Source organism: Rhodococcus sp. B10 (assembly GCF_011770055.1).
Classification (GTDB): Bacteria; Actinomycetota; Actinomycetes; order Mycobacteriales; family Mycobacteriaceae; genus Rhodococcoides; species Rhodococcoides kyotonensis_B.
On sequence record NZ_JAAFYV010000003.1, the window covers coordinates 187,285 to 213,619 of the forward strand.

Consider the following 26,335-nt stretch of genomic DNA (forward strand, 5'->3'; position numbering starts at 1 on the left):
TCGCGAGTGCGACCGGGCCTCTTGTCGTTCAGTCCTGCCTACTGGGTGTCGGCTCCAGCGTTCTGCTCGGCGATCTGCTTACGCACCTCGTCCATGTCGAGAGCCTTGACCTGACCGACCAGGTCCTCCAGCGCGGATGCCGGCAGCGCACCAGGCTGCGCGAACACGAGCACACCCTCGCGGAAAGCCATGATGGTCGGAATCGACTGGATGTTCGCCGCCGCAGCCAGGCCCTGCTCGGCCTCGGTGTCCACCTTCGCGTGCACCACGTCGGGGTGCGCTTCGGAGGACTTCTCGAACGTCGGAGCGAACTGACGGCACGGTCCACACCAGGACGCCCAGAAGTCGACGAGGACCACGTCGTTACCTCCGACGATGTCGTCGAAGTTCTGCTGAGTCAAAGTCTGTGTTGCCACGCCTGCCCTTTCGTCGGTATCCATGACCTTCTGCCGCCTTCAACGCGCGACGGTACCGAAATCATTCCGCGGCACCGACGAGCGGAGCTGTCCGAAAGGTCCGGCGGTAGGCGTTGGGGGTCGTGCAGCGCAGGCGAACGAAGTGCTGACGAAGGACGGCGGCGTTGCCGAACCCGACGCGTTCGGCGATGACGTCCATCGACAGATCGGAGTTCTCCAGAAGCTGCTGTGCCGCGAGTACGCGTTGGTCGTTGAGCCACCGCGCAGGCGTCGTACCGGTCTCGGCTTGGAAGCGTCGTGCGAAGGTTCGGGTGGACATGTTCACGCGCGCCGACAGCTTCTGCACGGACAGTTCGGTGTCGAGGTTCTCGGTCATCCAGTCGAGCAGCGGGGCGAGTGTCTCGACCTCGACGGTCGGCAGGGGAGAGGTGACGAACTGCGCTTGCCCACCGTCCCGATGCGGCGGGACGACCATGCGTCGGGCGATACCGTTCGCGACGACGCTTCCTTGTTCCTTGCGCACGATGTGCAGGCACAGATCGATCCCGGCCGCAGTACCGGCGCTGGTCAGGACGTTCCCGTCGTCGACGTACAGAACGTCGGGGTCCACTTCGGCGAGCGGATAGTCCGCTGCGAGCCGTGCGGAATGCCGCCAGTGCGTCGTGCATCGTCGACCGTCGAGCAAACCGGCTTTGCCGAGCACGAACGCGCCGTTGCACAGGCTTGCGACCTTGGCTCCCCGTGCGACCGCGGCGCGCAGCTTCACGAGCAACGGCTCGACGGATTCGTCGAAGTCGCTCGAGCACATCGAACACCCGTCGTCCGAGAGGTGGGTGCCACCCGCGGGGATGATGATGAGGTCGGCGTCGTCGAGCTGTGACAGGTCGTAGGGAACGTCGATGGTGTAGCCGAAGCGCGACCTGATCGGTCGATCGACTCCGGCGATCAACGAGAAGTCGTATGTCGGCAGGCCTTCGTCGGATCGATCGAACCCGAAGACCTCGCACGCGACGCCCAACTCGAATTGTTCGATCAACGGCATGAGTGGAACGACGACTCGTTTCAGCATGCCCGTCAGTATGGCAGGAAAACGCGCAACTGTGTCGTATCTGCCGCTGTTGTGAGAAAGCTGCTGGTAGCAGACTCGAGGACATGACACTCGCATTGTTGATTTTGGCAGTTCTGGCCGTCATGCACCTGGCCGTGGTCGGCGGATTCGCGCCCGATACGCACAGGCAGAAGAGTCAGTTCGGCGACTACGGGTTTTGAGCCGCGTGGCCGACGAGCCATTCGACCTTGCCGTCGCCGTCCCACCGCCGAAGCGCTGAGGTCTCGCCGACGAGAATGCCCGGTTCCGAATGCAGTAGTTCGATGGCCGACCCCAGCTCGTCGTCGGTCATTCGGCGAGCAAGCGTGACGTGGGGCGTCCAGTGTCCAGGCGCGGTGTGGGGCCTGACGCCTCGCGCGGTGCCGACCAGCGACGCGACGGCGGTGTGCGCGTCGAGCAGTTCGGCGGACGGGATCACCAGACGGGCGAGCGTTGCGTGCCGCCCGCGGAACACGACCAGAGGCCCGAGCCGGATCGGAAACAGTGGAACGGGCAGGGTCCCGATTCGCGCATCCAGGTCCGTGAAGTCGTCGGCGACCGCGAGGGTGACGTGCGGACGATTCGACGCGCCTCGGTGCCGCGCCTGACTGGGCAGACCGGCGTCGAACAGCAGTTGCCACTCGCGCCGGACCGCGTCGTCGAGCTCGTCGTCGAGGAGGAGTTCTACCGACTGCACCATGTCAGCCATGATGACTGACATGACTGACAGCCAGGTACACACGGTTCGAATCGGGTCGATGGTCGGCGACGGGATCGGGCACGAAATCGTGCCGGCGACGGTGCGCGTCGTCGACGCCGCGGCCCAGGCCGAGCATCTCTCGATCGAGTGGGTCGAACTCGCCCTCGGTCGCGACGCCATCGACGCACACGGCTCGCCCGTCCCGCAGTCGACGCTCGACGAGCTGGCGACGCTGCCCGCCTGGATCCTGGGCCCACACGACAGCGCGTCGTACCCGGAGCCGTTCCGGTCGCAGCTCACACCTGGCGGTGTCGTTCGAAAGACGTTCGACCTGTTCGCGAACATTCGGCCTGCGGTGGCCCACCCCGGTGTACGGGCGGTCTCGCCGAACATGGATCTCGTCGTGGTCCGTGAGAACACCGAGGGGTTCTACGCGGACCGGAACATGCACGTCGGCGGAGGCGAGTTCATGCCGACCCCGGATGTCGCACTCGCGGTCGGTGTCTTCACCCGAACCGCGTGCGAGCGCATCGCGCGGGAGGCGTTCACGCTCGCCCGCTCTCGACGGAAGAACGTCACCATCGTGCACAAGACCAACGTGCTGTCGCTGACGACAGGTCTGTTCCGCGACGTGTGCACGTCCGTCGCGCAGGAGTTTCCCGACGTCACCGTCGATCAGGAACACGTCGACGCGCTGACTGCCCATCTCGTCCGACGCGGTCAGGATTTCGACGTGATCGTCGCGGAGAACATGTTCGGCGACATTCTGTCCGATCTGGCCGGGGAGCTGTCCGGGTCGCTGGGCATGGCGCCGTCGTTGAACACCTCCGAGGCGAAGGCGATGGCCCAGGCAGCCCACGGATCTGCGCCCGACATAGCGGGCAAGAACCGTGCCAACCCCACCGCGCTGTTCCTGTCGGCCGCGATGATGCTCGACTGGCTCGCCGTCCACGGGCACGGCCAGAAGTGCGCGCGTGCCGCACTGCGGATTCGGCACGCCGTCACCGGTGCACTCGAGTCGGGAGTCGCGACCGCGGACCTCGGCGGACGCGCATCGACCAGCGAATTCACCGAAACCGTCGTTGCGAGAACACTCAGGACCTGAGCCGTCACGGTTTCGAACTCGCGTACGGGGAAATTCCGTCTTCGACTGGACACGCGGCATTACTGTTCGGTTACCGGTGCGGCAACGTGGCATTCGGTCGCGTACGTTCAACGTCTGGCAGCACCGAGAGATGGTGGTGTCGTTTCGACTCTTGGAGGACCTCTCGTGGTTACACGATCTTTCTCGAAGCCGGCTCGGCTTCTGATCGCACTGTCCGGCGCAGGCGCGCTGATGCTCACCGCATGTGCCCAGAACACCGAGGACGGGGGTGCCCCCGCCGCGGAGGAGACCACTGCCGTCGAGGTCGACAAGGTCGACGACATCGCGGCGACGCTCCCGCAGAAGAACGTCGACTCGGGCACGTTGGTCGTGGGCGTCAACGTGCCGTACTCGCCCAACGAATTCAAAGATGCGTCGGGCAAGATCATCGGCTTCGACGTCGACCTGATGAATGCCGTCGCCGGCGTCCTCGGCGTGACGGCGCAGTACGAGGAAGCGGACTTCGACCGCATCATCCCGTCGATCCAGGCCGGAACCTACGACGTCGGAATGTCGTCGTTCACCGACACCAAGGAGCGCGAGGCGACGGTCGACTTCGCGACCTACTTCAACGCGGGCACGCAGTGGGCGCAGCAGTCCGGCGGCAGCGTGGATCCGGCGAACGCGTGTGGTCTGAAGGTCGCCGTGCAGACCACGACCATCCAGGATCAGGAAGAAGTTCCCGCGAAGAGCGAAGCATGTGTCGCGGCAGGCAAGCCTGCGATCGAGATCGTCAAGTTCGACAGCCAGGACGATGCAGCGCAGGCGCTGGTTCTCGGACGAGTCGACGCGATGTCGGCGGACTCGCCCGTGACGGCGTACGCCATCAAGCAGACCGGCGACAAGCTCGAACCTGCCGGTGAGGTGTTCGATTCCGCGCCGTACGGCTACCCGGTCGCCAAGGGTTCGCCCCTCGCCGCGACGCTGCAGCAGGCGGTCCAACACCTGATCGACAACGGTCAGTACCAGACCATCGCCGAGAACTGGGGCGTCGAGGCAGGCGTGATCGAGCAGTCGCAGATCAACGGCGCAGTGAGCTGATGTCGGTGTCAGACGACGTCGTCCGACGGAAGGGTTCGGTGTGTCCGACTCCGCCTCGTTGAGCACGGGCACCGAGCCCGAGCCCATCAAAGCGATCCCGCTGCGGCATCCCGGACGCTGGATCGCCGCGGTGGTGGTCGTCGTGCTGTTCGGGCTGTTCGCCTACGGCGCCGCGACCAACCCGGCGTACGGCTGGGGGACGTACGGGCGTTATCTGTTCGACAGCCGAATCGGCGAGGGCGTGTGGAACACGCTGCAATTGACCGTGTACTCGATGATCGCCGCCATTCTTCTCGGCGTGCTGCTCGCGGTCATGCGGTTGTCGCCGAACCCCGTGCTGCGCAGCGCCGCCTGGATCTACTTGTGGATCTTTCGTGGCACGCCGGTGTACGTGCAGCTCGTGTTCTGGGGATTGATTCCGTCGATCTACAAGAACGTGGCACTGGGCATTCCGTTCACCGTCCAGTTCGCCGAGTTCGATCTGCAGGCCATCTACAACGCGTTCTGGTTCGCGGTCATCGGGTTGGCCCTGAACGAAGCCGCGTACATGGCCGAGATCGTTCGGGCCGGTATCAACTCCGTCGGCGAAGGGCAGATGGAGGCCTCCGTCGCGCTGGGTATGTCGTGGCCGCAGACGATGCGTCGTACGGTGTTGCCGCAGGCGATGCGCGTCATCATTCCGCCGACCGGCAACGAAGTCATCAGCATGCTGAAGACGACGTCCCTCGTCGTCGCGGTGCCGTTCACCGGAGAGGTCTACGGCCGTGCCAGGGACATCTCCGGGGCGAACTTCGAGCCCATTCCGCTGCTGTTGGTCGCTGCCACCTGGTACCTCGTGATCACGAGCATTCTCATGGTCGGGCAGTTCTATCTGGAGCGGTACTACTCCAAGGGTGCGTCACGACAGCTGACCGGTCGTCAGCTTCGGGCCCTCGCCGACGCGCAGGCCGTGGACGCACGTACCCACGACAACAAGGGCATCTGATGTCTCCGATGATCAAGGCCGACCGCGTCCACAAGAATTTCGGGGCGCTGAAGGTACTCAAGGGCATCTCGCTCGAGATCGACCGCGGCCAGGTGCTCTGCCTCGTCGGACCGTCGGGCTCCGGCAAGTCGACGTTCCTTCGCTGCATCAACCACCTCGAGCAGGTCAACGCCGGTCGGCTGTACGTCGACGGCGAGCTGGTCGGCTATCAGGAGAAGGGCGGCAAGCTCTACGAGCTGCACCCCAAGCAAGCTGCGAAACAGCGTCGCGACATCGGGATGGTGTTCCAACACTTCAATCTCTTCCCGCACCGAACGGCTCTCGAGAACGTCATCGAGGCGCCGACCCAGGTGAAGAAGATGAAGAAGTCCGACGCCGTCACACGGGCGAAGGAGTTGCTCGACCGTGTCGGTCTCGCCGACAAGGCGACGGCCTATCCGGCGCAGCTGTCCGGTGGCCAGCAGCAGCGTGTCGCGATCGCGCGAGCACTTGCCATGGATCCGAAGCTCATGTTGTTCGACGAGCCGACGTCCGCGCTCGATCCGGAGCTCGTCGGTGAGGTCCTCGGAGTGATGCGCGAGCTCGCCAAGGACGGCATGACGATGGTCGTCGTCACCCACGAGATGGGATTCGCTCGCGAGGTTGCCGATCAGCTGGTCTTCATGGATCAGGGTGTCGTCGTCGAATCGGGGGAGCCGCGGTCGCTGCTGGCGAATCCGCAGCACGAGCGCACCAAAGCGTTCCTGTCGAAATTGCTCTAGCGAGGCTTCACGCAGCTGAAGATCGCCGTGCCGGGGAAGAGCTGGCCGCGTAGTGGACTCCACTGACCCCACTCGCGGTCCAGCCACTCCGGCCAGTCCGGTTCGACGATGTCCCGCAGTTCCATGCCTGCGGCGACTATCTCGCGTACCCGATCGCCGATCGTCCGATGGTGTTCGACGTACGTGGGCGTCCCCTCGTCGTCGAATTCGACGTAGGGCGTGCGATCGAAGTACGGAATCGTCGCGGTCAGCCCCGCGGGTCCCGGGTCGTCGGGAAAGATCCACCGCATCGGGTGGTTGACGGCGAACACCCAGCTCCCGCCGGGCCGTAGGACGCGGGCGATTTCGACCATCACGTTCGCGGAGTCGGCGACGAAGGGAACCGCCCCGAACGCGGAACAGACGATGTCGAAACTCTCGTCGGCGAACGGCAGGGATTCGGCACTTGCCTGGATCAGCGGAACACGGTCACCGCCGACTGCCATCGACTCCAAGCCCTTACGGAGCATGCCGCCCGAGATGTCCAGTCCCACTGCGCGAGCTCCCTGGCTGCCGAGCCATCGCGAGCACGGTGCCGACCCGCAGCCCACTTCGAGAACGTCCTTGTCGGCCACGTCGCCCAGCAGGTGTGCGTCGCCTTCGTGCAGGCCTTCGGGGCACCACACGAATTCCCCGCGTTCGGTGCTCACCCCCAAGAATTCACCGTGTGTTCGGTGATACTCGTCGGCGTCGGAATCCCACCACGAACGGCTGGCTCGATCGCTGGCGGCGGACGACAGCCGGGCGCGACCCGGTGTACCAGGTGGCTGGGGTGTGGGTGAGGAGTGAAGACTGTCGGTCACGCATGGTCACGTTAGTCGAACCAAGGCCCCGCCAGGTTTGCGACGGCCCCTGCCAGGTTTGCGACGGCCCCCGCCAGGTTTGCCCAGCTGTGACGCGATCGCGTACCCTATGGAGCGCGAGTGTGTTCGTGCTGCGCGGGATCGAAGGGTCTGTCGCTCATCGGGTTGTCTTCCGTGGGTGACGCTCGCTCGTCGTGTGGCGGAACGAAATCGGTGTGCTCGTTGTTGTACACCGTCGTCCGGTACTTCGGTACCGGCTCTGCTCGTTCTTCATCAGCTTCACCGTCCGACCGAACATCCATCAACCGATACCCAACCCGTCCGGAGCAACTCAACACATGCCCTCAACCACAACCTCGCCGCAGGTAGCCGTCAACGACATCGGCTCCGCAGAGGATTTTCTCGCCGCAATCGACGCCACGATCAAGTACTTCAACGATGGTGACATCGTCGAAGGCACCATCGTCAAGGTCGATCGTGACGAGGTTCTGCTCGACATCGGTTACAAGACCGAAGGCGTCATCCCTTCCCGTGAGCTCTCCATCAAGCACGACGTCGACCCCAACGAGGTCGTCTCCGTCGGCGATGAGGTCGAAGCTCTCGTTCTCACCAAGGAGGACAAGGAAGGCCGCCTGATCCTGTCCAAGAAGCGTGCGCAGTACGAGCGCGCCTGGGGCACGATCGAAGAGCTCAAGGAGAAGGACGAGGCCGTCAAGGGCACCGTCATCGAGGTCGTCAAGGGTGGCCTCATCCTCGACATCGGTCTGCGTGGCTTCCTGCCCGCATCGCTCGTCGAGATGCGTCGCGTTCGCGACCTCCAGCCGTACGTCGGCAAGGAGATCGAAGCCAAGATCATCGAGCTCGACAAGAACCGCAACAACGTGGTCCTGTCGCGCCGTGCATGGCTCGAGCAGACGCAGTCCGAGGTGCGCAGCGAGTTCCTGCACCAGCTGCAGAAGGGACAGGTCCGCAAGGGCTTCGTGTCCTCCATCGTCAACTTCGGTGCATTCGTGGACCTGGGCGGCGTCGACGGACTCGTTCACGTGTCCGAGCTGTCCTGGAAGCACATCGACCACCCCTCCGAGGTTGTCGAGGTCGGCACCGAGGTCACCGTCGAGGTTCTCGACGTCGACCTGGACCGCGAGCGTGTTTCGCTGTCGCTCAAGGCAACTCAGGAAGATCCGTGGCGTCAGTTCGCTCGCACGCATGCGATCGGCCAGATCGTTCCCGGTAAGGTCACCAAGCTCGTTCCGTTCGGTGCGTTCGTTCGCGTCGAAGAGGGCATCGAGGGCCTCGTGCACATCTCCGAGCTGGCCGAGCGCCACGTGGAGGTTCCGGACCAGGTCGTGGGTGTCGGCGACGACGCACTCGTCAAGGTCATCGACATCGATCTCGAGCGTCGTCGTATCTCGCTGAGCCTCAAGCAGGCCAACGAGGACTACGCGGAAGAGTTCGATCCGTCCAAGTACGGCATGGCCGACTCGTACGACGAGCAGGGCAACTACATCTTCCCCGAGGGCTTCGACTCCGAGACCAACGAATGGCTCGAAGGCTACGAGAAGCAGCGTGAAGAGTGGGAAGGCCGCTACGCCGAGGCGGAGCGTCGCCACAAGATGCACACCGCTCAGATGGAGAAGACGGCGAAGGACGAGGCTGCAGAAGCCGCCAACACCAACTACTCCTCCGAGTCGGGTCAGTCGGACTCCGAAGGCGATGCTGCTGCAGCATCCGCTCCGGCATCGTCCGGTGGATCGCTGGCCAGCGACGCTCAGCTCGCTGCGCTGCGCGAGAAGCTGTCGGGCAACGCCTGATAACAGACGCTCGCCCGGTAAGGGTGTGACGCTGGGAAGCCCCGGTTCTCTTCGGAGAGCCGGGGCTTTCGTCTGTCCGATGCCGATGCCGATGCCGGCGACGCATGAATGGACCGCTGAAGTTGTCCAGTCGTATCTATGGCGCATTCACGCGGTTGCACACACAAAAATGGACCCGATCCGTGAGGATTCGGGTCCATCGTCGTATTCGACGGTCGGCTCAACCTGCGACGGCGGGGCTCCACTGAGCGACGGCGGTCCGCTTGCGCATCGAAGCGAAGCTGTGGCGTGCCGGACTGAGCAGGGTGGTGAACCAGTTACGCCGATGATCGGCCAACGCCAAGGCAACTTCGGGAATCAGAATGACGTGAACTCCCGACTCCATGCCGAGACGGTGCCGACCCTGGTGGATCTGATTGCTTCGCATCGAACATCCTTTTCGCTAGCAGCGGGTCGGCAAATACTTATCTCGCACGACGAAGATAACGGACCGATCGGTAAACCTGGTGTATTTGGGGCCGGTGTGCTCCGGCGTGTTCGATGACAGACTGGTCACCATGTTGAGACTGGGCCTCACCGGAGGCATCGGAGCTGGAAAGTCCACCGTGTCGAAGATTCTGTCCGAGTTGGGCGGAGTGATCGTCGACGCCGACGTGATCGCGCGGGAAGTCGTCGAACCCGGCACTCCCGGACTCGCGAAACTGGTCGAGGCCTTCGGCGACGACATCCTGTTGCCCGACGGCGCGTTGGACCGGCCGGCCTTGGCGTCGAAGGCATTTGCCACCGACGAAACGCGCGCGACCCTGAACTCGATCGTCCATCCGCTCGTGGGTGCGCGCACCGCGGAACTCGTCGACGGTGCGCCGCAGGATGCGATCGTCGTCCAGGACATCCCCTTGTTGGTCGAAGGCAAGATGGGCGCGTTGTTCCAACTCGTCGCCGTCGTCTACGTCGACGCGGAGGAGCGGGTCCATCGGCTCGTGCACCAACGAAACATGCCCGAGGACGACGCGCGCGCTCGGATCGCGGCACAGGCGTCGGACGACGATCGTCGTGCCGCCGCCGACATCTGGATCGACAACAGCGGTGCGATGGGAGCGATCGAGGCGAATGTTCGCGCGCTGTGGAGCGACCGACTCGTGCCGTTCGAGAAGAACATTCGCGACGGCGTCACCGTCGCCACACCGCCCGTGCTCGTCGACGCCGATCCGACATGGGGGGCGCAGGCCGAGCGTCTCGTGGCGCGACTCGCGCTGGTGTGTGGAAGTGCCGCTGCGAGAATCGATCACATCGGATCGACCGCTGTCCCAGGTCTCGACGCCCGCGACGTGCTCGACATCCAGATCACCGTCGCCACCCTGGACGACGCGGATTCGCTCGCGGAGTCGTTGCGGCGCATCGGTTTTCCGCGTATCGAGGCGATCACGTTCGACGATCCCGAGCCCGGGTACGGCATCGGGGGAGAAGCCGATCCGGCCGTGTGGGGCAAGCGAATTCACGGTAGCGCGGACCCGGGACGACCGGCCACGGTGCACATCAGGGTCGACGGTTGGCCCGCACAGCAATTCGCCCTCGTGTTCCGCGACTGGCTGCGCGCGGACGCCGACGCGGCCGCCGAATACGGTGCCGTCAAGCGCACGGCCCAGGCAGCCGCAGCCGAGGTCGACGACCCGGCGGACGCGGTCGACAAGTACGAGAGCGTCAAGGCGCCGTGGTTCGACGGCGCCTACACGCGCGCGTGGACGTGGGCCGAGGAGACCGGTTGGAAGGCCTGAGCGTCAGTCGTACGGTCGCCAGGTCGTCGGCATTCCCAGTGAGGCGAGCCACGCGTCGAGGTCGTAGTCGAAGCGGGCCAGCCCGTCGACCGCTGTGACTGCCCGGTGCATCGCGCGCTCGGACGTTGCGCCGTCGAGCAGTCCGGCGCAACGAGCGTCCAGAAGCTCGTCGACGTCGAGGAGATCGAACCCTCGCCCGGTACGCACGACGACATCGAGGTAGTGGTCGGTGGACGTCCAGACGTTCCCGGCCACGAACTCGCCGACGTCGACGTAGTAGTTCTGATCCCGCCGGTGGCCCGCGACGTAGTGGAAGATCGACGCGCGCAGCCCGAGGTCGGGGAGCAGCCACGACTGCAGATAGTCGAACTGCGCGTGATCCGACGGTCGGGCCATGTACAGACCCCACGGTTCGACGCGGTATTCGTCGACCGGGCGTACGAAACCCTTGGGGTCCGTGTTGGTCAGGCCCGGAACGTCGAAGTACTCGACCTTGGGAGAATGGACGTGGGAGTGGGGCGCGGAGGCGGGGGCGTCCATGGGTGATCAAGGTACCTGTCTTCGCGCGGGGAATCTGTCGGTGGTCGCGTCTACCCTGGAAGCATGGCGTTTGCATCCGAACATCCCGTGGTGGCTCACTCCGAGTTCCGTCCGGTAGGCGACATCGAGCGGACGGGTCCTGCGTTCGAGGTCGTCAGCGAACACAAGCCGGCAGGCGACCAGCCCACCGCCATCGCCGATCTCGAACGCCGCCTCAAGGCCGACGAGAAAGACGTGGTTCTGCTCGGTGCCACCGGCACGGGTAAGTCCGCGACGACGGCGTGGCTCATCGAGCGGATGCAACGTCCGACGCTGGTCATGGCACCCAACAAGACCCTCGCAGCACAGTTGGCCAACGAGTTGCGTGACATGCTGCCCAACAACGCGGTCGAGTACTTCGTGTCGTACTACGACTACTACCAACCCGAGGCGTACATCGCGCAGACCGATACGTACATCGAGAAGGACTCGTCGATCAACGACGACGTCGAGCGCCTCCGCCACTCGGCAACGGCACATCTGCTGTCCCGACGCGACGTCGTCGTGGTCGCATCGGTGTCGTGCATCTACGGTCTCGGTACGCCGCAGTCGTACGTCGACCGTTCGATCCATCTGGAAGTGAACGTCGAGGTTCCACGCGATGCCCTGCTGCGGCTTCTGGTCGACGTCCAGTACACCCGCAACGACATGTCGTTCACCCGTGGGTCGTTCCGCGTCCGAGGTGACACCGTCGAGATCATCCCGTCGTACGAGGAGCTGGCGGTTCGCATCGAGTTCTTCGGCGACGAGATCGAGGCGCTGTACTACCTGCATCCTCTGACCGGTGACATCGTGCGCCAGGTCGATTCCGTGCGCATCTTCCCGGCGACGCACTACGTCGCGGGTCCCGAGCGCATGGAGAAGGCCGTCAAGAACATCGAGGCAGAGCTCGAAGAACGGCTCGCGGAACTGGAGGGCAAGGGCAAACTCCTCGAAGCGCAGCGCCTGCGCATGCGCACCGAGTACGACCTGGAGATGATCAAGCAGGTCGGGTTCTGCTCCGGCATCGAGAACTACTCGCGTCACATCGACGGGCGTGGCCCAGGCAGCGCTCCGGCCACGCTCATCGACTACTTCCCCGAGGACTTCCTCCTGGTCATCGACGAGTCGCACGTCACCGTGCCGCAGATCGGTGCGATGTACGAGGGGGACATGTCCCGCAAGCGCAACCTGGTGGAGTTCGGCTTCCGCCTGCCGTCGGCCACCGACAACCGGCCGCTGACGTGGGAGGAGTTCACGCAGCGGATCGGACAAACCGTCTACCTGTCCGCGACGCCCGGCAAATACGAGCTGGGTCAGACGGGCGGTGAGTTCGTCGAACAGGTCATTCGCCCGACCGGTCTCGTCGATCCGAAGGTCGTCGTCAAGCCGACCAAGGGGCAGATCGACGACCTCGTGCACGAGATCCGCGAACGTACCGAGAAGGACGAGCGCGTTCTGGTCACCACGCTGACGAAGAAGATGTCCGAGGACCTCACCGACTACCTGCTCGAACTGGGCATTCGAGTCCGGTATCTGCATTCGGACATCGACACGTTGCGCCGCGTCGAGCTGCTGCGCCAACTACGTCTCGGTGAGTACGACGTGCTCGTCGGCATCAACCTGCTGCGTGAGGGTCTCGACCTACCCGAGGTCTCTCTCGTCGCCATCCTGGACGCCGACAAGGAGGGCTTCCTCCGCAGCGGCACGAGCTTGATTCAGACCATCGGTCGTGCAGCTCGTAACGTGTCCGGCGAGGTCCACATGTACGCGGACAAGATGACCGACTCGATGAAGTACGCCATCGAGGAAACCGAGCGCCGACGCGAGAAGCAGATCGCATACAACAAGGAGAAGGGCGTCGACCCGCAGCCGCTGCGCAAGAAGATCGCCGACATCCTCGACCAGGTCTACGAAGAGGCCGACGACACGGCAGAGTCCGTCGAGATCGGTGGTTCGGGACGTAACGCCAGCCGTGGCCGTCGCGCGCAGGGCGAGAAGGGCCGCGCAGCAGTCAGTTCCGGCGTGTACGAGGGTCAGGACGTGAAATCCATGCCGCGCGCCGAGCTCGCCGAGCTCGTCAAGAACCTCACCGACCAGATGATGAACGCTGCTCGTGAACTGCAATTCGAACTGGCGGGACGCTTGCGCGACGAGATCCAGGATCTCAAGAAGGAGCTGCGCGGAATGGACGCGGCGGGACTGAAGTAGCGGCATCGGCGTTCGATACGGTTCAGGAATGGACGCATCGAACGCAGGCCGGAGTGCACGCGCACTCGAACTTCTTCATTCGCTCACCTACTTCGTCCCCGAAACCCAGGACGCGCTGACCGAAGCGGGCTTGGAGGGTCGGGCACCCTACTTCGCCGGCCGAGCGGCGCCCCTCGGTCCGGTCGGTGCAGGCGTCGTCACGGCGACGTTCTACAGCTTCAACCGGGAACTGATCGAGCCGTTGGTCCCGGCCGCCTGGTCGGTGCTGTCGCCGGAGAAGATCATCGAGATCCGGTACAGAACTCTCGACGCCGCGTACGAGCGTCTGTTGGGAGCTGAGGTACTGCGTTCGGCCGAGATGGCAGAGGCGGCCGAACTGGCATCCATCGCCGCGAGCCAGATCCCCGGCAACGACGGCCGGCCGCTGTACTCCGCGTACGCGGAGCTCGAGTGGCCGGAGGTTCCGCACCTTCGACTGTGGCACGCGTTGACGCTGCTGCGGGAGTATCGCGGCGACGGCCACATCGCAGCCCTGCAGACAGCGGGGCTGAACGGAATCGAGGCGCTGATCTCGCACACGGCGACGGGCAAGGGCTTCGAGAAGGAGTTCGCTCGGAAACGTCGTGGCTGGTCCGAGGAACAGTGGAACGACGGCGTCGACGCACTGCGGGACCGAGAGATCCTGGATTCGAACGGGACCCTCACCGAACATGGCCACGATCTGCGTACCGTCGTCGAGGACATCACCGACGATCTGGCTCTCGCGCCGTGGGCGGCATTGGGTGAGGACGGCGCGGCGAGGCTCGTCGAACTCGCGACGCCGTGGCGTGATGCCGTCGTCGAGCAAGGTGTGTTCCCGCCCGGCGTCTTCGGCAAGTGACACTCGTTCGTGCGCCGCGACGAAGCGGCGCACGAACGAGTGTCAGCTCGTGATGTCCTTGGTGGAGAAGCGCCGCCACGCGACGATTCCGAACACGGTTGCGTAGGCGAGAGCCGAAAACGCACCGACGAGCATGTCGTTCCATTCGATCGTCGGCGACAACGTGTCGGTCCACGCGCTGAAGTAGTGTCCGGGCAGGTAGTTGCGCAGCGATCCCAGCGCGGTGATCTGGTCGAGAATCTGCGTCAGGATCGACGTCATCACAGCCCCGCCGACGGCTCCGAGAGGTGCGTCGGTGAGCACGGACAGCAGCATCGCCAGCCCCGCGACCCACAGCAGGTTCACCGCGATGTACACGATGGCGATCATGAGCCTGCCCAGAGCGTCGACGTACGGGAGACCGTCCCCGAACGGCGTCACCAGGGGTTCGGCGCCGTACAACGCAGTGCCCAACGCCAACGACACGGCCACCAACACCAGGATCGCGACGATCGACAACGTGGCCGACACCAACGCTTTCTGCAGCAGCAGACGCGTGCGCGGTACCGGTATGGCGAGGAGGTACCGCAGTGACGACCACGACGCCTCGCTGGCCACCGAGTCGCCGAAGAACAGCGCGACGACGACGATCAGCAGGAATCCGACCGACATGAACAGGGTGAACACGGTGAAGTTGACGCCACCGCGTGTGCCGAGTTCGATCAGGCCGCCGGCGTCCGCGTCGTCGGACGACCGCCCGATGGCGAACGCGATCGCCAGGATCACCGGGAGCAACGCGAGGAAGCCGATGGCGAGTTGTGTTCGCCGACGGCCCAATTGGCGTCGCAGCTCGGTGCGGAACGGCAGCGTCCGTCCCGCCTGATACCCCGGGGCGCGCCCGTCGGTGTGCGTTGTGCTCATCGGTCGCCCTTCGTCGAGGCCACGGGTTCGGAATCGGTGACCGCGGCAGTCGCGTTCGCGGGAGAGTCACCGTGGACGAGTTCGAGGAACACGTCCTCGAGCCGGGTGGACTGAGAGACACCGCGCACGTCGAGTCCGGCATCCACCAAGGCCCGGACGACGACGCCGGGATCCGTGGTTCCCAGGTCCACGCGGAGTGTGCCGTCGTCGGTCACCTCGGGCGTGTGGTCCGTCTCGGCCACCACCTCGGCTCCGCGCTGGGGGTCGCTGACGCGAATGTCCGTCAGCCCGCCCGAGGCCGTCAGTTCCTTGACGGTTCCCGTGCTGATCACCGAACCTCGGTTCATCACCACGACGTGCGTACACGTCTGCTCGACCTCGGCCAACAGATGGCTCGACACGAGCACCGTTCGACCCGTGCGCGCGTAGTCGATCAGAACGTCCCGCATCGCTCGGATCTGCGGCGGGTCGAGACCGTTGGTCGGTTCGTCCAGAACCATCAGATCCGGCAGCCCCAACATCGCTTGGGCGATCGCGAGGCGCTGTCGCATTCCCTGGCTGTAGGACTTGACCTTGCGTTCGACGGCAGCGCCCAGGTCGGCGATCTCCAGCGCCTCGTCGAGGTGCGCTTCTTCCAGCGGACGTCCGGTCGCCTGCCAGTACAGACGGAGATTCTCGATACCGCTGAGGTGCGGCAGGAAGCCGGACCCCTCGACGAACGATCCCAGTCGGGACAGCACAGGAGCGCCGGGGGAAACCTTGTGCCCGAAGACTCTGATCTCACCGCTCGTCGGCGTGATCAGCCCCATGAGCATGCGAAGCGTCGTCGTCTTGCCCGCACCATTGGGGCCGAGAAGTCCCAGCACCTGTCCCTGCTGGATCGCGAAGCTGACTCCGTCGACGGCTTTGAAGCCGTTGGAGTAGGTCTTGGCCAGATCGGTGATGACGAGGGGAGTGTCGACCAGCGACTCGTCGACCTCGGCCACGAGGCGACGGCGCGACCGAATCACATTGATCGCAACGAGAGTCGCGACGGCGACCGCGATCGCCCCGATGCCGACGAGCGGAGCGATCGGAACCGAACTGTTCCCGCGTGCGACACCGTCGACCATGGGCACGGTGAGCACCGGATCGTCGAGCGCGACGACGAACTGGGCAGGCTGCAGCGGAACGGCGTACGCCTGATCCGTCGTCGACACCGAGACCTCGACGCGATGCCCTTCCGGAACCACGTAGCTGATGCCTGGCAGTGTCACGGTTACCGGAATCGGCCCGTCGTTCACCGTGTCGGGCAACCGAATCGGCGCGACCGCTCCTCCGGGAAGGGTTCTTCGACCGTCCGGCCCGACGTCGTAGAACTTGACGAAGAGAACGGCTTCCTGCGGCCCGGCGAATGCGCCGACTCGGAGGTTCACGCGCGATGCACCCGTCACCGACAGCGGGGCGGTGAGCGGTTCGCTGGTGAACGTTGCCGATTGACCGGGAATGTCGGCTGCCAGTTGTGCTCCCGCGGTGGTCGCCGTCAGCGTCGACAGGACCGAACCGAGGCCGGGGACCGACGAGATCGCCGACGGGGATGCGCCCGGTGGACGGATGATCGTCTGTTCCCCGGTCGTCGTATCGGCGGAACCGGACGGCGACAGCGGAACCGGTACCTCCTCGGTGGACGACGGCTGATCCGACGCCAAGCCGGGGTAGTCGGCCGCGGTCATTCGCCGGTCACGCGACCTCTGCTGCCCAGCCGCCGACCCTTCGAGCGTGTACGCGAAGGGCGCAGCCGCCGGATCCGACTCGCCGCGAAGGTGCTCGTCGAGGAAGTCCTTCATCGCGTTGTCGGCGCTGCCGTTGGTGCCGCCCGCGTCGTGGCCGCCGCCGAACCAGCGCACCTCGACATCGCCTCCCGCGTCGGCGATCTGACGCGCGGTGGCGTCGGCCTGATCGAGGCCGAACAACGTGTCCTGCACACCTTGGACGAGGAGCGTTGGTGCCGTGATGTTCGACGCGACCGCGGCGGGAGAGTGAGCCGTCAGCAGCGCGAGAAGTTCGGGCGACGGCACACCGGTGACAGCCGATTCGCCGTAGGCTGCGCAGAATTCGGGCGCGAAGCGGCCACAACCGGGTGCACCGCCTGCCGCTTCCTGGGGTGTGGCGGACGAGTCGTCGGACGCACCCGATGCGCTGCCCGCGCCGAAAAACGCTCCGGCCCAGCCACGTTTGAGCACTCCTGGCCCGCCGTACACGGACCCGGCCGGGGTGGTGATGGCACCCAGAGCATCGCGACCGGCGTCGGACGTGACGCCGTAATTGGGAAAGAGCGCCTGTCCCAAGTCGTTCCAGGTGATGGCGGACGCCACCGCGTCGACGCGCGGGTCGGTGCCGCCGACGCTCAGCGCGAGCGCGCCGCCGTACGACCCCCCTGCGACGCCGACGCGTGGGTCTCCCGGTCCGTCCAGTTGCACCTCGGGTCGGTCGGCGAGCCAGTCGATCAGTGCCCGCCCGTCGGCGACTTCGCGGTCCGGATCGTTCAGAGAGATGGTCCCGGTGCTCGTCCCGAACCCGCGTGCGCTGTAGGTCAACACGGTGAAACCGTCCTCGGCGAGGGCGCGAGCCTGCCCGTCGACCGAGAACTTGTCGCCGCCGAACCCGTGCGCCAGAAGGACTGCAGGTGCGGGAGTCGATTCGGGAACGTAGAGACGCGTGTCGAGGTCGACGGACTCGGGGGAGCCCGGGCTCTCCGGTACGGTCACCGTCGTGTCGAGGGTGGCGATGTCCGGTGCCGAGTCGAAGGGGCGTACGACGAAGAAGACGGCAATGCCTACCACGGCGGCAATCGTCAGGGCCGCGAGAAGGACGGCCCTCGATGACCGTCGCGGCCGGGGGATCTGCATGAAACCAATCTAGGTGAGACCACCGACTCGTGTTGTCGGCGAAGTTCGCCTCAGGAAAGCCGGATACAGATAGTGTCATCGCAGACATCGCGGGGCCTGCACGTCGGGGCCTGTGACAGACCACGAAACAGCAGGAACGAAGCGCCACACGGCATGTGACGCAACCTACAACTGGAGGAATGAATGAGTGCCTACCGCACCGTAGTCGTCGGAACCGATGGCTCCGAATCGTCGTTGCGGGCCGTGGAGAAGGCTGCCGCACTGGCAGGTGACGCCGACGCGAAACTCGTCATCGCCTGCGCCTACTACCCGGCGGATCCGAAGGAGACGTCACAGGCCGCCGACGCCCTGCGCGAGGACGCCTACCAGATCACCGGTTCGGCTCCTACTCACGACATTCTCCGCACCGCACGGGAGCATGCGACGAAGGCGGGCGCCAAGTCGATCGAGGAGCGTGCCATCGTCGGTTCCCCCGTCGAGTCACTGCTGCAGTTGGTCGACGACGTGAAGGCCGACCTGCTGGTCGTCGGTAACCGCGGTCTGAACTCGTTGACGGGTCGTCTGCTCGGATCCGTTCCGTCGGACGCTGCCCGCAAGTCGACGTCGGATGTGCTGATCGTGCACACCGTTCGCTGACGTCCTGCCCGTGAACGGCACGGTGAGCGTGTGCTCCCCGTGCCGTTCTCGTGTCAGGACACGGCTGCGTCGAAGGGCTGCAGCGCTGCGAGTTCGTCCGGCAACGGTTCCGTGTGGACGACGCCGAGGCGCTGGGTCGCGCGGGTCAGCGCGACGTAGAGGTCACCCATTCCACGTGGTGATTCGGTGACGATGGCCGCGGGTTCGACGATGAGCACCGAGTCGAACTCGAGGCCTTTCGCGTCCTTCACCGTCGACACCGTCACGTACTCGGACTTCAAGGACGAGAACGCGTCGACGAGCGTGTGCGGTACGAGTACGGCGCTCAGACCTGGCCGCGGATGCTCGTCGACGCGTGCCTTCACGACGTCCGTCAAGTCGTCGGGGTTCACGTGCAGCGACCACGGATGCCGACCCGAGTCGCGGACCGAGCGGGGAACCGCCTGCACGGGGTCGATCGAGGCGAGCACGTCACGCGCCACCGTCATGATTTCCGACGGCGTGCGGTAGTTGACGGTCAGTTCCGTACGCTTCCACCGTTGTGCGACATACGGTTCCAGTACTTCGCTCCACGACGTCGTTCCGGCCGGGTCGCCTGTCTGCGCGACGTCGCCGACGAGGGTCATCCATCGATTCGGTATCCGGCGCATGACCATTCGCCACGCCATGTCCGACAGTTCCTGCGCTTCGTCGACGATGACATGCCCGTACGTCCAGGTTCGGTCGCCGGCCGCGCGCTCCGCGGTGGTCAGCCGAGCACCCGAATCCTGGCGCTGCGCAAGCTGACTGGCGTCGATCAGGTCGTAGGCCATGAGGATCTCGGGGTCGAGTTCGTCCTCGAGATCCTGCGGTGCCGAACCGGTGAGGATGTCCAGTGCGCCCTGCGCGTCCGCAATCTGATTGCGCCACTGCCGGTTTGCGCGCTCGCGTTCGGCGGCGTCGTCGATGCCGAGAAGCTCGGCCAGTTCGTCGAGCAGGGGAGCGTCGCCCGTGCTGAACCGTCTGCCGACGCGCAGCAGCGCCTGCCGTTCGTCGTCGGTGAGGTTCGGGGCCGCGGATGCCAGCCGTTCTTCGGAAGCGAAGAGTTCCAACAACACCTGCTGCGGGGACAGATCCGGCCACAACTCGTCGATCGCGGCCATCACGTCGGCGTCGTCGCGCATCTCGTCGCGCATGTCGGCGATGTCGTCGCGGCTGAGGAGGCTACCGCCGTCGACGAGGTTCTGGCCCAACGTGTCTGCAAGCTGCTGCGCGAGCTGATCGATGACGGACGAGACGAACAGCGGACGTGCGAGATTGTGCGGCCGCCGCGACGATCGCGCGCGACCTCGCGCGCGGGTGACGATCTTCTTGTCGAGCACGATCTCGTACGTGTCGAAACGCAGGCGTTTCGGCGCGGACGGAACCTCCTGGCGATCGCGCACCGCTTTCGTGAGCACCGCGATCATGTCGGTCGAGCCCTTCAGCTGCGCCGCGGTGATCGAATCCTCCAGCGTCGCACGCACTCCCGGGTACAGGTTTCCGACCGTCGACAACAGGACACCGGTCTCACCGAGCGACGGGAGAACCTGCCCGATGTAGTCGAGGAACGTGGCGTTCGGTCCGATGATCAGCACACCGCTCTTCGCGAGCTGCTGTCGGTAGGTGTACAGAAGGTACGCGGCGCGGTGCAGCGCGACGGCGGTCTTGCCGGTACCCGGACCACCCTGCACCACCAGAACGCTGCGGTGCTCGGAGCGGATGATCGCGTCCTGTTCGCTCTGGATGGTCTCGACGATGTCGTTCATGTGCCCGGTGCGGGCCGCGTCGAGAGCCGACAACAGAGCGCTCTCGCCGGCGACGCCGGTGGCCGACGCATCGAGGCCTGCATCTTTCGCGGCCGCGAGATCGAGGTACTCGTCGGCGATGGAGGTGACGCGTCGGCTCCGACTGCGAATGTGCCTGCGCCGGACGACATCCTCCGGTGCCGCCGTCGTCGCGAGATAGAACGGACGTGCCATCGGGGCACGCCAGTCCAGCAGGAGGGTCTCGTAGTCGTTGGCCTCGTCGAGAATGCCGACACGGCCGATGTACCGGACCGGGTTGTCGTCGCCCGACGGCTGCAGGTCGATGCGGCCGAAGCACAGACCGTTCTCGGCGGCGTCGTACTTGGCGATGTCGTCGTTGTAGAGCTGACTGAACGACTCTCGTTCGCTTCGAGCCTGCGGGGTGCCGCCGGTTTCGAGAAGAACGGTGCTCAGTCGATTCTGCGCGTACCTGCGCAGTGCGTCGAGCTGGTCGTACAGCATCGTGACGTACGCCTGCTCACGATCCTGCTCGCTCGGTGCTTCCTCGGTGACAGTCGTGGGGTCGGAGGAAGTGTGGCCGTCGTCCGGCAAAGGGTCTCCTCGGGAGTTCGGCAGAAGAATTCGATGGCGCGAAATTCGCCCAAGCAGTCTACGACGTGAACGGGCCCCGCCGCAGAACCGCAGTTCAGGACGGGGCCCGATCGAACAGGTGGTGAATCTGGAGGTGCTACTTGGAGAACTTCTGGACGCGCTTGTCGAGGTCCTTGCGAGCCTTCTCGACCTTCTTCTCCAGCTTCGCGCGAGCCTTCTCGGTTGCTTTGTCGAAATCGCGGCTCTGCTTCTCGGCCTGCTTGCGTGCGCGCTTGCTGAGGCCCTCGGTGCGGTCGGCGGCGATGTCGACCCACTTGCTGCCGCGGTCCTGGGCCAGCTCGGCCAGCTCGGAGCCACGCTTCTGTGCCTTGTCGGCCAGCGTCGATCCGCGCTTCTGAGCGAGGTCGGCCAGATCGGATCCGCGATCCGCCGCCCGGTCGGCGAGCTTCGATCCGCGCTTCTGCGCAATCTCCGCGAGCTCCGAACTGCGGTCGGCCGCCTTGTCGGCCAGCTTGGATCCGCGCTTCTGAGCGACCTCGGCGATCTCGGAACTACGGTCGGCTGCCTTGTGTGCCCATCGGGACAGGACGGGCTGCGCGGTGTCGGCGAGCTCCGAGCTCTTCTCGGCGGCGACGTCGGCCCAGTGCGAGACGACCGGCTGCGCGGTGTCGGCGAACTGCGAGCTCTTCTCGGCGGCGACGTCGGCCCAGTGCGAGACGACCGGCTGCGCCGAATCTGCGAAGCTCGCACTGCGAGCAGCCGCGACCGAAGCGAGTTCCTTGACGCGATCGGATGCGGTGCCGAGGCGGTCGGCGGTGTCGTGCGAGCCGGGGAGTGCCGACGAGATCGACTCCGATGCCTTGCGAGCCGCACGACGGCCGCGCCACGCGAGCGACGGCTTGCCCTCGGTGTCGACCGCGGCGATCAGAAGTCCGCCGAGGAGGCTGACGTTCTTGAAGAACTGGGTGCGCTGAGCGGCCTTCGCCGCGGGGTCGGTCTCGTTCCAGAACGCGTGACCGGCGACCGTCGTCGGAACGAGGCTGCCGGCGAGAGCCAGCGACGCGATACGCGGCGCCTTGCCGGTCGCGAGCAGCAAACCTCCACCGACCTGGATCGCGCCGTTGATGCGGACCAGCGTCTCGGGATCGTCGGGAACGTTGGAGGTGACGCTGTCCGGCAGCGCGTCCTGTCCCTGGGAGATCAACGGTGCCGCGGCCTTGGCTTTTCCAGCGGGATTCCGGAGCGCGTCGATACCTCCCGCGATGAAGATGGTCGACATCAGCGGACGGGCGATTCGGCGGACGAGCATTGACAGCCTCCTGCGTAGTTCGTGGACAACGTCGATGTACGACGCGTCCGACAGGAGCTCGCCCCCGTCGACCCGCGTCGATCCACCGTATCCATACCCGGGAGTTCCGGACTTCAAGCGCGAGCGTGTTTCACCAGCCGCGCTGGCGCCATTCGTCCAGGTGCGGACGCTCGGCGCCGAGCGTCGTGTCCTTGCCGTGGCCCGGATAGACGACGGTGTCGTCGCCGTATTCGTCGAACAACTTCGTGCTGACGTCGTTCAGCAGGGAGGTGAAGTGCTCGGGGTCGGACGTCTTGCCGACGCCACCCGGGAACAGGGAGTCGCCGGTGAACAGGTGCGTGACACCGGACTTCGAATCGGTCAGCGCGAGGGCGATCGATCCGGGTGTGTGACCACTGAGATGAATGACGTCGAGAGTGAGTTCGCCCACCTCGACGGTGTCTCCGTCGGCCAGCAGCCGATCGGGAGCGACCGGCAGAGGTTCGGCGTCCAGGCTGTGCGCGGCGGTGGGCGACGCGGTGCCTCCGGCGATGTCTTCCAAGGCCTGCCAGTGGTCGGCGTGCTGGTGAGTCGTGACGATGAGCGCCAGGGTGGGGGCGTTCTCGTCGATCAGCTGCGACAAACGGGTCGCGTCGTTGGCTGCGTCGATGAGCAGGGACTGGCCCGTCGCGGAACAAACGATGAGGTAGGCGTTGTTGTCCATCGGACCGACCGAAATCTTGGTGATGGTGCCACCCGTGATCGTGCGCCGTTGCGGGGCAGATTCCTGCGACACTGCGCCGGTGTAATGGTCGTCGATGACCATGAGGTGCTCGTCCATTTGGTGGACGCTACCGTCGCCCTCGACGCGTCGCCGCCCCGCCCCTCGGGAGCCGGTTCGGGCGCGCAGCGGGTGGCGAGAAGAGCCAGGTAGGTCGAGCGGTCCACCGAACTTGTCGGTGGGTCGGCCTAGCATTGCTACTGCGTGAGGTCATACCTCGCGCAGGCTTTACATGAGTTTCGGTTCGACTGTTCGGGTACGAACGTCGGTAGGCCAGCTCGTTCGACAAAGAAGGGAACACAGTGGCGGATCGCCTGGTAGTACGGGGTGCGCGCGAACACAACCTGCGGGGAGTCGACATCGACCTCCCACGCGACAGCCTCGTCGTCTTCACGGGCCTGTCCGGATCGGGTAAGTCGTCGCTCGCGTTCGACACCATCTTCGCCGAGGGCCAGCGTCGCTATGTGGAGTCCTTGTCCGCCTACGCGCGCCAGTTCCTCGGTCAGATGGACAAACCGGACGTCGACTTCATCGAGGGTCTGTCGCCGGCCGTGTCGATCGACCAGAAGTCGACCAACCGGAACCCTCGATCGACCGTGGGCACGATCACCGAGGTCTACGACTACCTGCGCCTTCTGTACGCGCGTGCAGGCACGGCCCACTGCCCGGTGTGCGGCGAGAAGATCGCCAAGCAGACGCCGCAGCAGATCGTCGATCAGGTGCTGGCGATGGAGGAGGGCACCAAGTTCCAGGTCCTGGCACCCGTCGTGCGCACCCGCAAGGGCGAGTTCGTCGACCTGTTCGAGTCGCTGAACACCCAGGGGTACTCGCGTATCCGCGTCGACGGTGTCGTGCACCAGTTGACCGATCCGCCGAAGCTGAAAAAGCAGGAGAAGCACGACATCGAGGTCGTCGTCGACCGCCTCACGGTCAAGGCCAGTTCCAAGCAGCGTCTGACCGACTCCGTCGAGACCGCCCTGCGCCTTGCCGACGGCATCGTCGTCCTCGACTTCGTCGACCGCGACGAGAACGCCCTCGATCGTGAACGCCGGTTCTCCGAGAAGCTCGCGTGCCCCAACGCACACCCGTTGTCCATCGACGATCTGGAACCGCGGTCGTTCTCGTTCAACTCCCCGTACGGCGCATGTGGGGAATGCCTCGGACTGGGCGTGCGCAAGGAGGTCGACCCCGATCTGGTGGTACCCGACCCCGAATTGTCGCTCGGCGAGGGTGCCATCGCACCGTGGTCGATGGGCCAGACATCCGAGTATTTCGGACGACTGCTGTCCGGTCTGGCCGACGCCATGGGCTTCGACCTGAACACGCCGTGGAACAAGCTGCCCGCAAAGGTGAAGCGAGCCGTCCTCGAAGGCAGCGACCACCAGGTCCACGTCAAGTACCGGAACCGGTACGGCCGGACCCGCTCGTACTACGCCGAGTTCGAAGGCGTCATGCCGTTCCTGCACCGTCGCCTCGAGCAGACCGAGTCCGAGCAGATGAAGGAGCGGTACGACGGCTACATGCGCGACGTGCCGTGCCCGGTGTGCGGCGGCGACCGTCTGCGCCCGGAGATCCTGTCGGTCACCATCGAGGCCGGCGGTTTCGGGCCGAAGTCCATCGCCGACGTCTGCCGGTTGTCGATTTCCGAGACCGCGGACTTCCTGAACAGCCTGACCCTCGGTAGCAAGGAAGAGGCCATCGCGGGGCAGGTGCTGAAGGAAGTGCAGGCGCGCCTCGGCTTCCTGCTCGACGTCGGCCTGGAGTACTTGTCGCTGTCGCGCGCGGCGGGGTCACTGTCCGGTGGCGAGGCGCAGCGCATCCGGTTGGCGACACAGATCGGTTCCGGTCTCGTCGGCGTTCTGTACGTTCTCGACGAACCGTCCATCGGTCTGCACCAGCGGGACAACCGTCGACTCATCGACACGTTGACGCGTCTGCGCGATCTGGGCAACACGCTGATCGTCGTCGAGCACGACGAGGACACCATTCGGACGTCCGATTGGGTCGTCGACATCGGGCCGATGGCAGGCGAGCACGGCGGCCGCGTCGTACACAGCGGGTCGTACCAGGACTTGCTGACCAACGAGGAGTCGCTCACCGGTGCCTACCTGTCGGGTCGGATGGAAATTCCACTCCCGGACTTCCGCCGGGTCGTGGACAAGAAACGACAGATCACCGTCGTGGGTGCGCGTGAGCACAATCTGCGCGGTATCGACGTCAGCTTCCCGCTCGGCGTCCTGACGTCCGTGACGGGTGTCTCGGGATCCGGGAAGTCGACGCTCGTCAACGACATCCTCGCGACGGTCATGGCGAACAAGCTCAACGGTGCGCGTCAGGTACCGGGGCGGCACACCCGCATCAACGGTCTCGATCAGCTCGACAAGCTCGTGCGGGTCGACCAGTCGCCGATCGGCCGGACGCCGCGGTCCAACGCGGCCACCTACACCGGTGTGTTCGACAAGATTCGTACGTTGTTCGCCGCCACCACCGAGGCGAAGGTGCGCGGCTACCAGCCCGGGCGATTCTCGTTCAACGTCAAGGGCGGCCGGTGCGAGGCGTGTTCGGGCGACGGAACGCTGAAGATCGAGATGAACTTCCTGCCCGACGTCTACGTGCCGTGCGAGGTGTGCGAGGGCGCCCGCTACAACCGCGAGACGCTCGAGGTGCACTACAAGGGCAAGACCATCGCTCAAGTTCTCGACATGCCGATCGAGGAAGCCGCCGAGTTCTTCGAGCCGATCAGCTCGATCCATCGCTACTTGAAGACCTTGGTCGAGGTCGGGCTCGGCTACGTCCGGCTCGGCCAGCCGGCGACGACGTTGTCCGGCGGTGAGGCACAGCGAGTCAAGCTCGCGTCCGAGTTGCAGAAGCGGTCCACCGGCCGCACGGTGTACATCCTCGACGAGCCCACCACAGGTCTGCACTTCGAGGACATCCGCAAGCTGCTCGGTGTGGTCAACGGCCTCGTCGACAAGGGCAACACCGTCATCGTCATCGAGCACAACCTGGACGTCATCAAGACGTCCGACTGGATCATCGACATGGGTCCGGAAGGTGGTTCCGGCGGCGGAATGGTTGTGGCACAGGGCAATCCGGAGGATGTCGCCGCCGTGCCCGAGAGCTACACGGGCAAGTTCCTGCAGGAGGCGCTGACGCGTGAGCCTGTGGCTCAGCCGAAGAAGGCTGCGGCGAAGAAGGCTCCGGCGAAGAAGCGTGGTCCCCGCAAGGCCGCTGCGGTGTGACCTCGTTCGAG

21 protein-coding genes are annotated in these 26,335 nt (G+C 65.3%); 10 read left to right on the top strand and 11 right to left on the bottom strand.

The window, feature by feature from the left end; genetic code table 11:
- Window positions 1-38 precede the first annotated feature (38 nt).
- The 3 genes from trxA to RhoFasB10_RS03360 all read right to left on the bottom strand — a co-directional run bounded on the left by trxA (window position 39) and on the right by RhoFasB10_RS03360 (window position 2,203).
- On the bottom strand, window positions 39-416 hold the full coding sequence (gene trxA, locus RhoFasB10_RS03350; RefSeq protein WP_068420979.1) for a thioredoxin: 378 nt from the start codon (window positions 414-416) through the stop codon (window positions 39-41).
- A 61-nt stretch (window positions 417-477) separates the two neighbouring features.
- Window positions 478-1,485, bottom strand: coding sequence for a helix-turn-helix domain-containing protein (locus tag RhoFasB10_RS03355; RefSeq protein ID WP_068420828.1), 1,008 nt, complete (start codon window positions 1,483-1,485; stop codon window positions 478-480).
- 187 nt (window positions 1,486-1,672) lie between these two features.
- The gene (locus RhoFasB10_RS03360) at window positions 1,673-2,203 is read right to left on the bottom strand and encodes a 2'-5' RNA ligase family protein (RefSeq protein WP_068420980.1); all 531 of its coding nucleotides are present in this window, start codon (window positions 2,201-2,203) and stop codon (window positions 1,673-1,675) included.
- Between RhoFasB10_RS03360 and RhoFasB10_RS03365 the strand changes: the two genes are divergently transcribed.
- From RhoFasB10_RS03365 to RhoFasB10_RS03380, 4 genes are all read left to right on the top strand, one after another.
- Window positions 2,202-3,308, top strand: coding sequence for an isocitrate/isopropylmalate dehydrogenase family protein (locus RhoFasB10_RS03365; RefSeq protein WP_157105192.1), 1,107 nt, complete (start codon window positions 2,202-2,204; stop codon window positions 3,306-3,308). The genes RhoFasB10_RS03360 and RhoFasB10_RS03365 overlap by 2 nt on opposite strands.
- Window positions 3,309-3,539: 231 nt before the next feature.
- Window positions 3,540-4,388 (top strand): ABC transporter substrate-binding protein, encoded by an 849-nt coding sequence (locus RhoFasB10_RS03370; RefSeq protein WP_068420981.1) that lies wholly within the window; start codon window positions 3,540-3,542, stop codon window positions 4,386-4,388.
- A 40-nt stretch (window positions 4,389-4,428) separates the two neighbouring features.
- A complete protein-coding gene (locus RhoFasB10_RS03375) occupies window positions 4,429-5,373 on the top strand; it encodes an amino acid ABC transporter permease (RefSeq protein ID WP_068420831.1) in 945 nt (314 codons plus the stop codon).
- Window positions 5,373-6,134 carry an amino acid ABC transporter ATP-binding protein gene (locus tag RhoFasB10_RS03380; RefSeq protein WP_068420833.1) on the top strand — a complete coding sequence of 254 codons (762 nt, stop codon included), beginning with the start codon at window positions 5,373-5,375 and terminating at the stop codon, window positions 6,132-6,134. The genes RhoFasB10_RS03375 and RhoFasB10_RS03380 overlap by 1 nt, the downstream gene beginning before the upstream one ends.
- Here the strand turns inward: RhoFasB10_RS03380 and RhoFasB10_RS03385 are convergent.
- Window positions 6,131-6,976, bottom strand: a complete 846-nt coding sequence (locus RhoFasB10_RS03385; RefSeq protein ID WP_068420835.1) for a class I SAM-dependent methyltransferase — start codon at window positions 6,974-6,976, stop codon at window positions 6,131-6,133. The two genes, RhoFasB10_RS03380 and RhoFasB10_RS03385, sit on opposite strands and share 4 nt — an antisense overlap.
- 338 nt (window positions 6,977-7,314) lie before the next feature.
- On the opposite strand from RhoFasB10_RS03385, the gene rpsA reads away from it, so the two are divergent.
- Window positions 7,315-8,787, top strand: coding sequence for a 30S ribosomal protein S1 (gene rpsA, locus RhoFasB10_RS03390; RefSeq protein WP_068420838.1), 1,473 nt, complete (start codon window positions 7,315-7,317; stop codon window positions 8,785-8,787).
- Between the two features lie 220 nt (window positions 8,788-9,007).
- Here rpsA and RhoFasB10_RS03395 read toward each other — a convergent pair whose 3' ends face one another.
- Window positions 9,008-9,214, bottom strand: a complete 207-nt coding sequence (locus tag RhoFasB10_RS03395) for a hypothetical protein (RefSeq protein WP_068420840.1) — start codon at window positions 9,212-9,214, stop codon at window positions 9,008-9,010.
- Window positions 9,215-9,344: 130 nt separating this feature from the next.
- On the opposite strand from RhoFasB10_RS03395, the gene coaE reads away from it, so the two are divergent.
- Window positions 9,345-10,562 carry a dephospho-CoA kinase gene (gene coaE, locus RhoFasB10_RS03400; protein WP_068420982.1) on the top strand — a complete coding sequence of 406 codons (1,218 nt, stop codon included), beginning with the start codon at window positions 9,345-9,347 and terminating at the stop codon, window positions 10,560-10,562.
- Window positions 10,563-10,565: 3 nt separating this feature from the next.
- Here coaE and RhoFasB10_RS03405 read toward each other — a convergent pair whose 3' ends face one another.
- Window positions 10,566-11,102 carry a DUF402 domain-containing protein gene (locus RhoFasB10_RS03405; RefSeq protein WP_068420843.1) on the bottom strand — a complete coding sequence of 179 codons (537 nt, stop codon included), beginning with the start codon at window positions 11,100-11,102 and terminating at the stop codon, window positions 10,566-10,568.
- Window positions 11,103-11,165: 63 nt separating this feature from the next.
- Here RhoFasB10_RS03405 and uvrB point away from each other — a divergent pair, with 63 nt between their 5' ends.
- Both uvrB and RhoFasB10_RS03415 read left to right on the top strand, forming a co-directional pair.
- On the top strand, window positions 11,166-13,331 hold the full coding sequence (gene uvrB, locus RhoFasB10_RS03410; RefSeq protein ID WP_068420845.1) for an excinuclease ABC subunit UvrB: 2,166 nt from the start codon (window positions 11,166-11,168) through the stop codon (window positions 13,329-13,331).
- Window positions 13,332-13,359: 28 nt separating this feature from the next.
- Window positions 13,360-14,211, top strand: a complete 852-nt coding sequence (locus RhoFasB10_RS03415) for a hypothetical protein (protein WP_068420847.1) — start codon at window positions 13,360-13,362, stop codon at window positions 14,209-14,211.
- A gap of 42 nt (window positions 14,212-14,253) precedes the next feature.
- Here RhoFasB10_RS03415 and RhoFasB10_RS03420 read toward each other — a convergent pair whose 3' ends face one another.
- Together RhoFasB10_RS03420 and RhoFasB10_RS03425 are read right to left on the bottom strand one after the other, a co-directional pair.
- Window positions 14,254-15,111 carry an ABC transporter permease subunit gene (locus tag RhoFasB10_RS03420; protein WP_068420849.1) on the bottom strand — a complete coding sequence of 286 codons (858 nt, stop codon included), beginning with the start codon at window positions 15,109-15,111 and terminating at the stop codon, window positions 14,254-14,256.
- Window positions 15,108-17,999, bottom strand: coding sequence for an alpha/beta fold hydrolase (locus tag RhoFasB10_RS03425; RefSeq protein WP_068420851.1), 2,892 nt, complete (start codon window positions 17,997-17,999; stop codon window positions 15,108-15,110). Before RhoFasB10_RS03425 ends, RhoFasB10_RS03420 begins: the two co-directional genes overlap by 4 nt.
- A 183-nt stretch (window positions 18,000-18,182) precedes the next feature.
- Here RhoFasB10_RS03425 and RhoFasB10_RS03430 point away from each other — a divergent pair, with 183 nt between their 5' ends.
- Window positions 18,183-18,635, top strand: a complete 453-nt coding sequence (locus tag RhoFasB10_RS03430) for a universal stress protein (protein ID WP_068420853.1) — start codon at window positions 18,183-18,185, stop codon at window positions 18,633-18,635.
- Between the two features lie 53 nt (window positions 18,636-18,688).
- Here the strand turns inward: RhoFasB10_RS03430 and RhoFasB10_RS03435 are convergent, their stop codons facing one another.
- The 3 genes from RhoFasB10_RS03435 to RhoFasB10_RS03445 all read right to left on the bottom strand — a co-directional run bounded on the left by RhoFasB10_RS03435 (window position 18,689) and on the right by RhoFasB10_RS03445 (window position 23,142).
- The gene (locus RhoFasB10_RS03435) at window positions 18,689-20,923 is read right to left on the bottom strand and encodes an ATP-binding domain-containing protein (protein ID WP_157105201.1); all 2,235 of its coding nucleotides are present in this window, start codon (window positions 20,921-20,923) and stop codon (window positions 18,689-18,691) included.
- A 226-nt stretch (window positions 20,924-21,149) separates the two neighbouring features.
- Complete coding sequence (locus tag RhoFasB10_RS03440) at window positions 21,150-22,322, bottom strand: DoxX family protein (protein WP_068420983.1); 1,173 nt, start codon at window positions 22,320-22,322, stop codon at window positions 21,150-21,152.
- 130 nt (window positions 22,323-22,452) lie between these two features.
- Window positions 22,453-23,142, bottom strand: a complete 690-nt coding sequence (locus RhoFasB10_RS03445) for an MBL fold metallo-hydrolase (protein ID WP_068420857.1) — start codon at window positions 23,140-23,142, stop codon at window positions 22,453-22,455.
- A 242-nt stretch (window positions 23,143-23,384) separates the two neighbouring features.
- Here RhoFasB10_RS03445 and uvrA point away from each other — a divergent pair, with 242 nt between their 5' ends.
- Window positions 23,385-26,324, top strand: a complete 2,940-nt coding sequence (gene uvrA, locus RhoFasB10_RS03450; RefSeq protein WP_068420859.1) for an excinuclease ABC subunit UvrA — start codon at window positions 23,385-23,387, stop codon at window positions 26,322-26,324.
- Window positions 26,325-26,335: the final 11 nt, after the last annotated feature.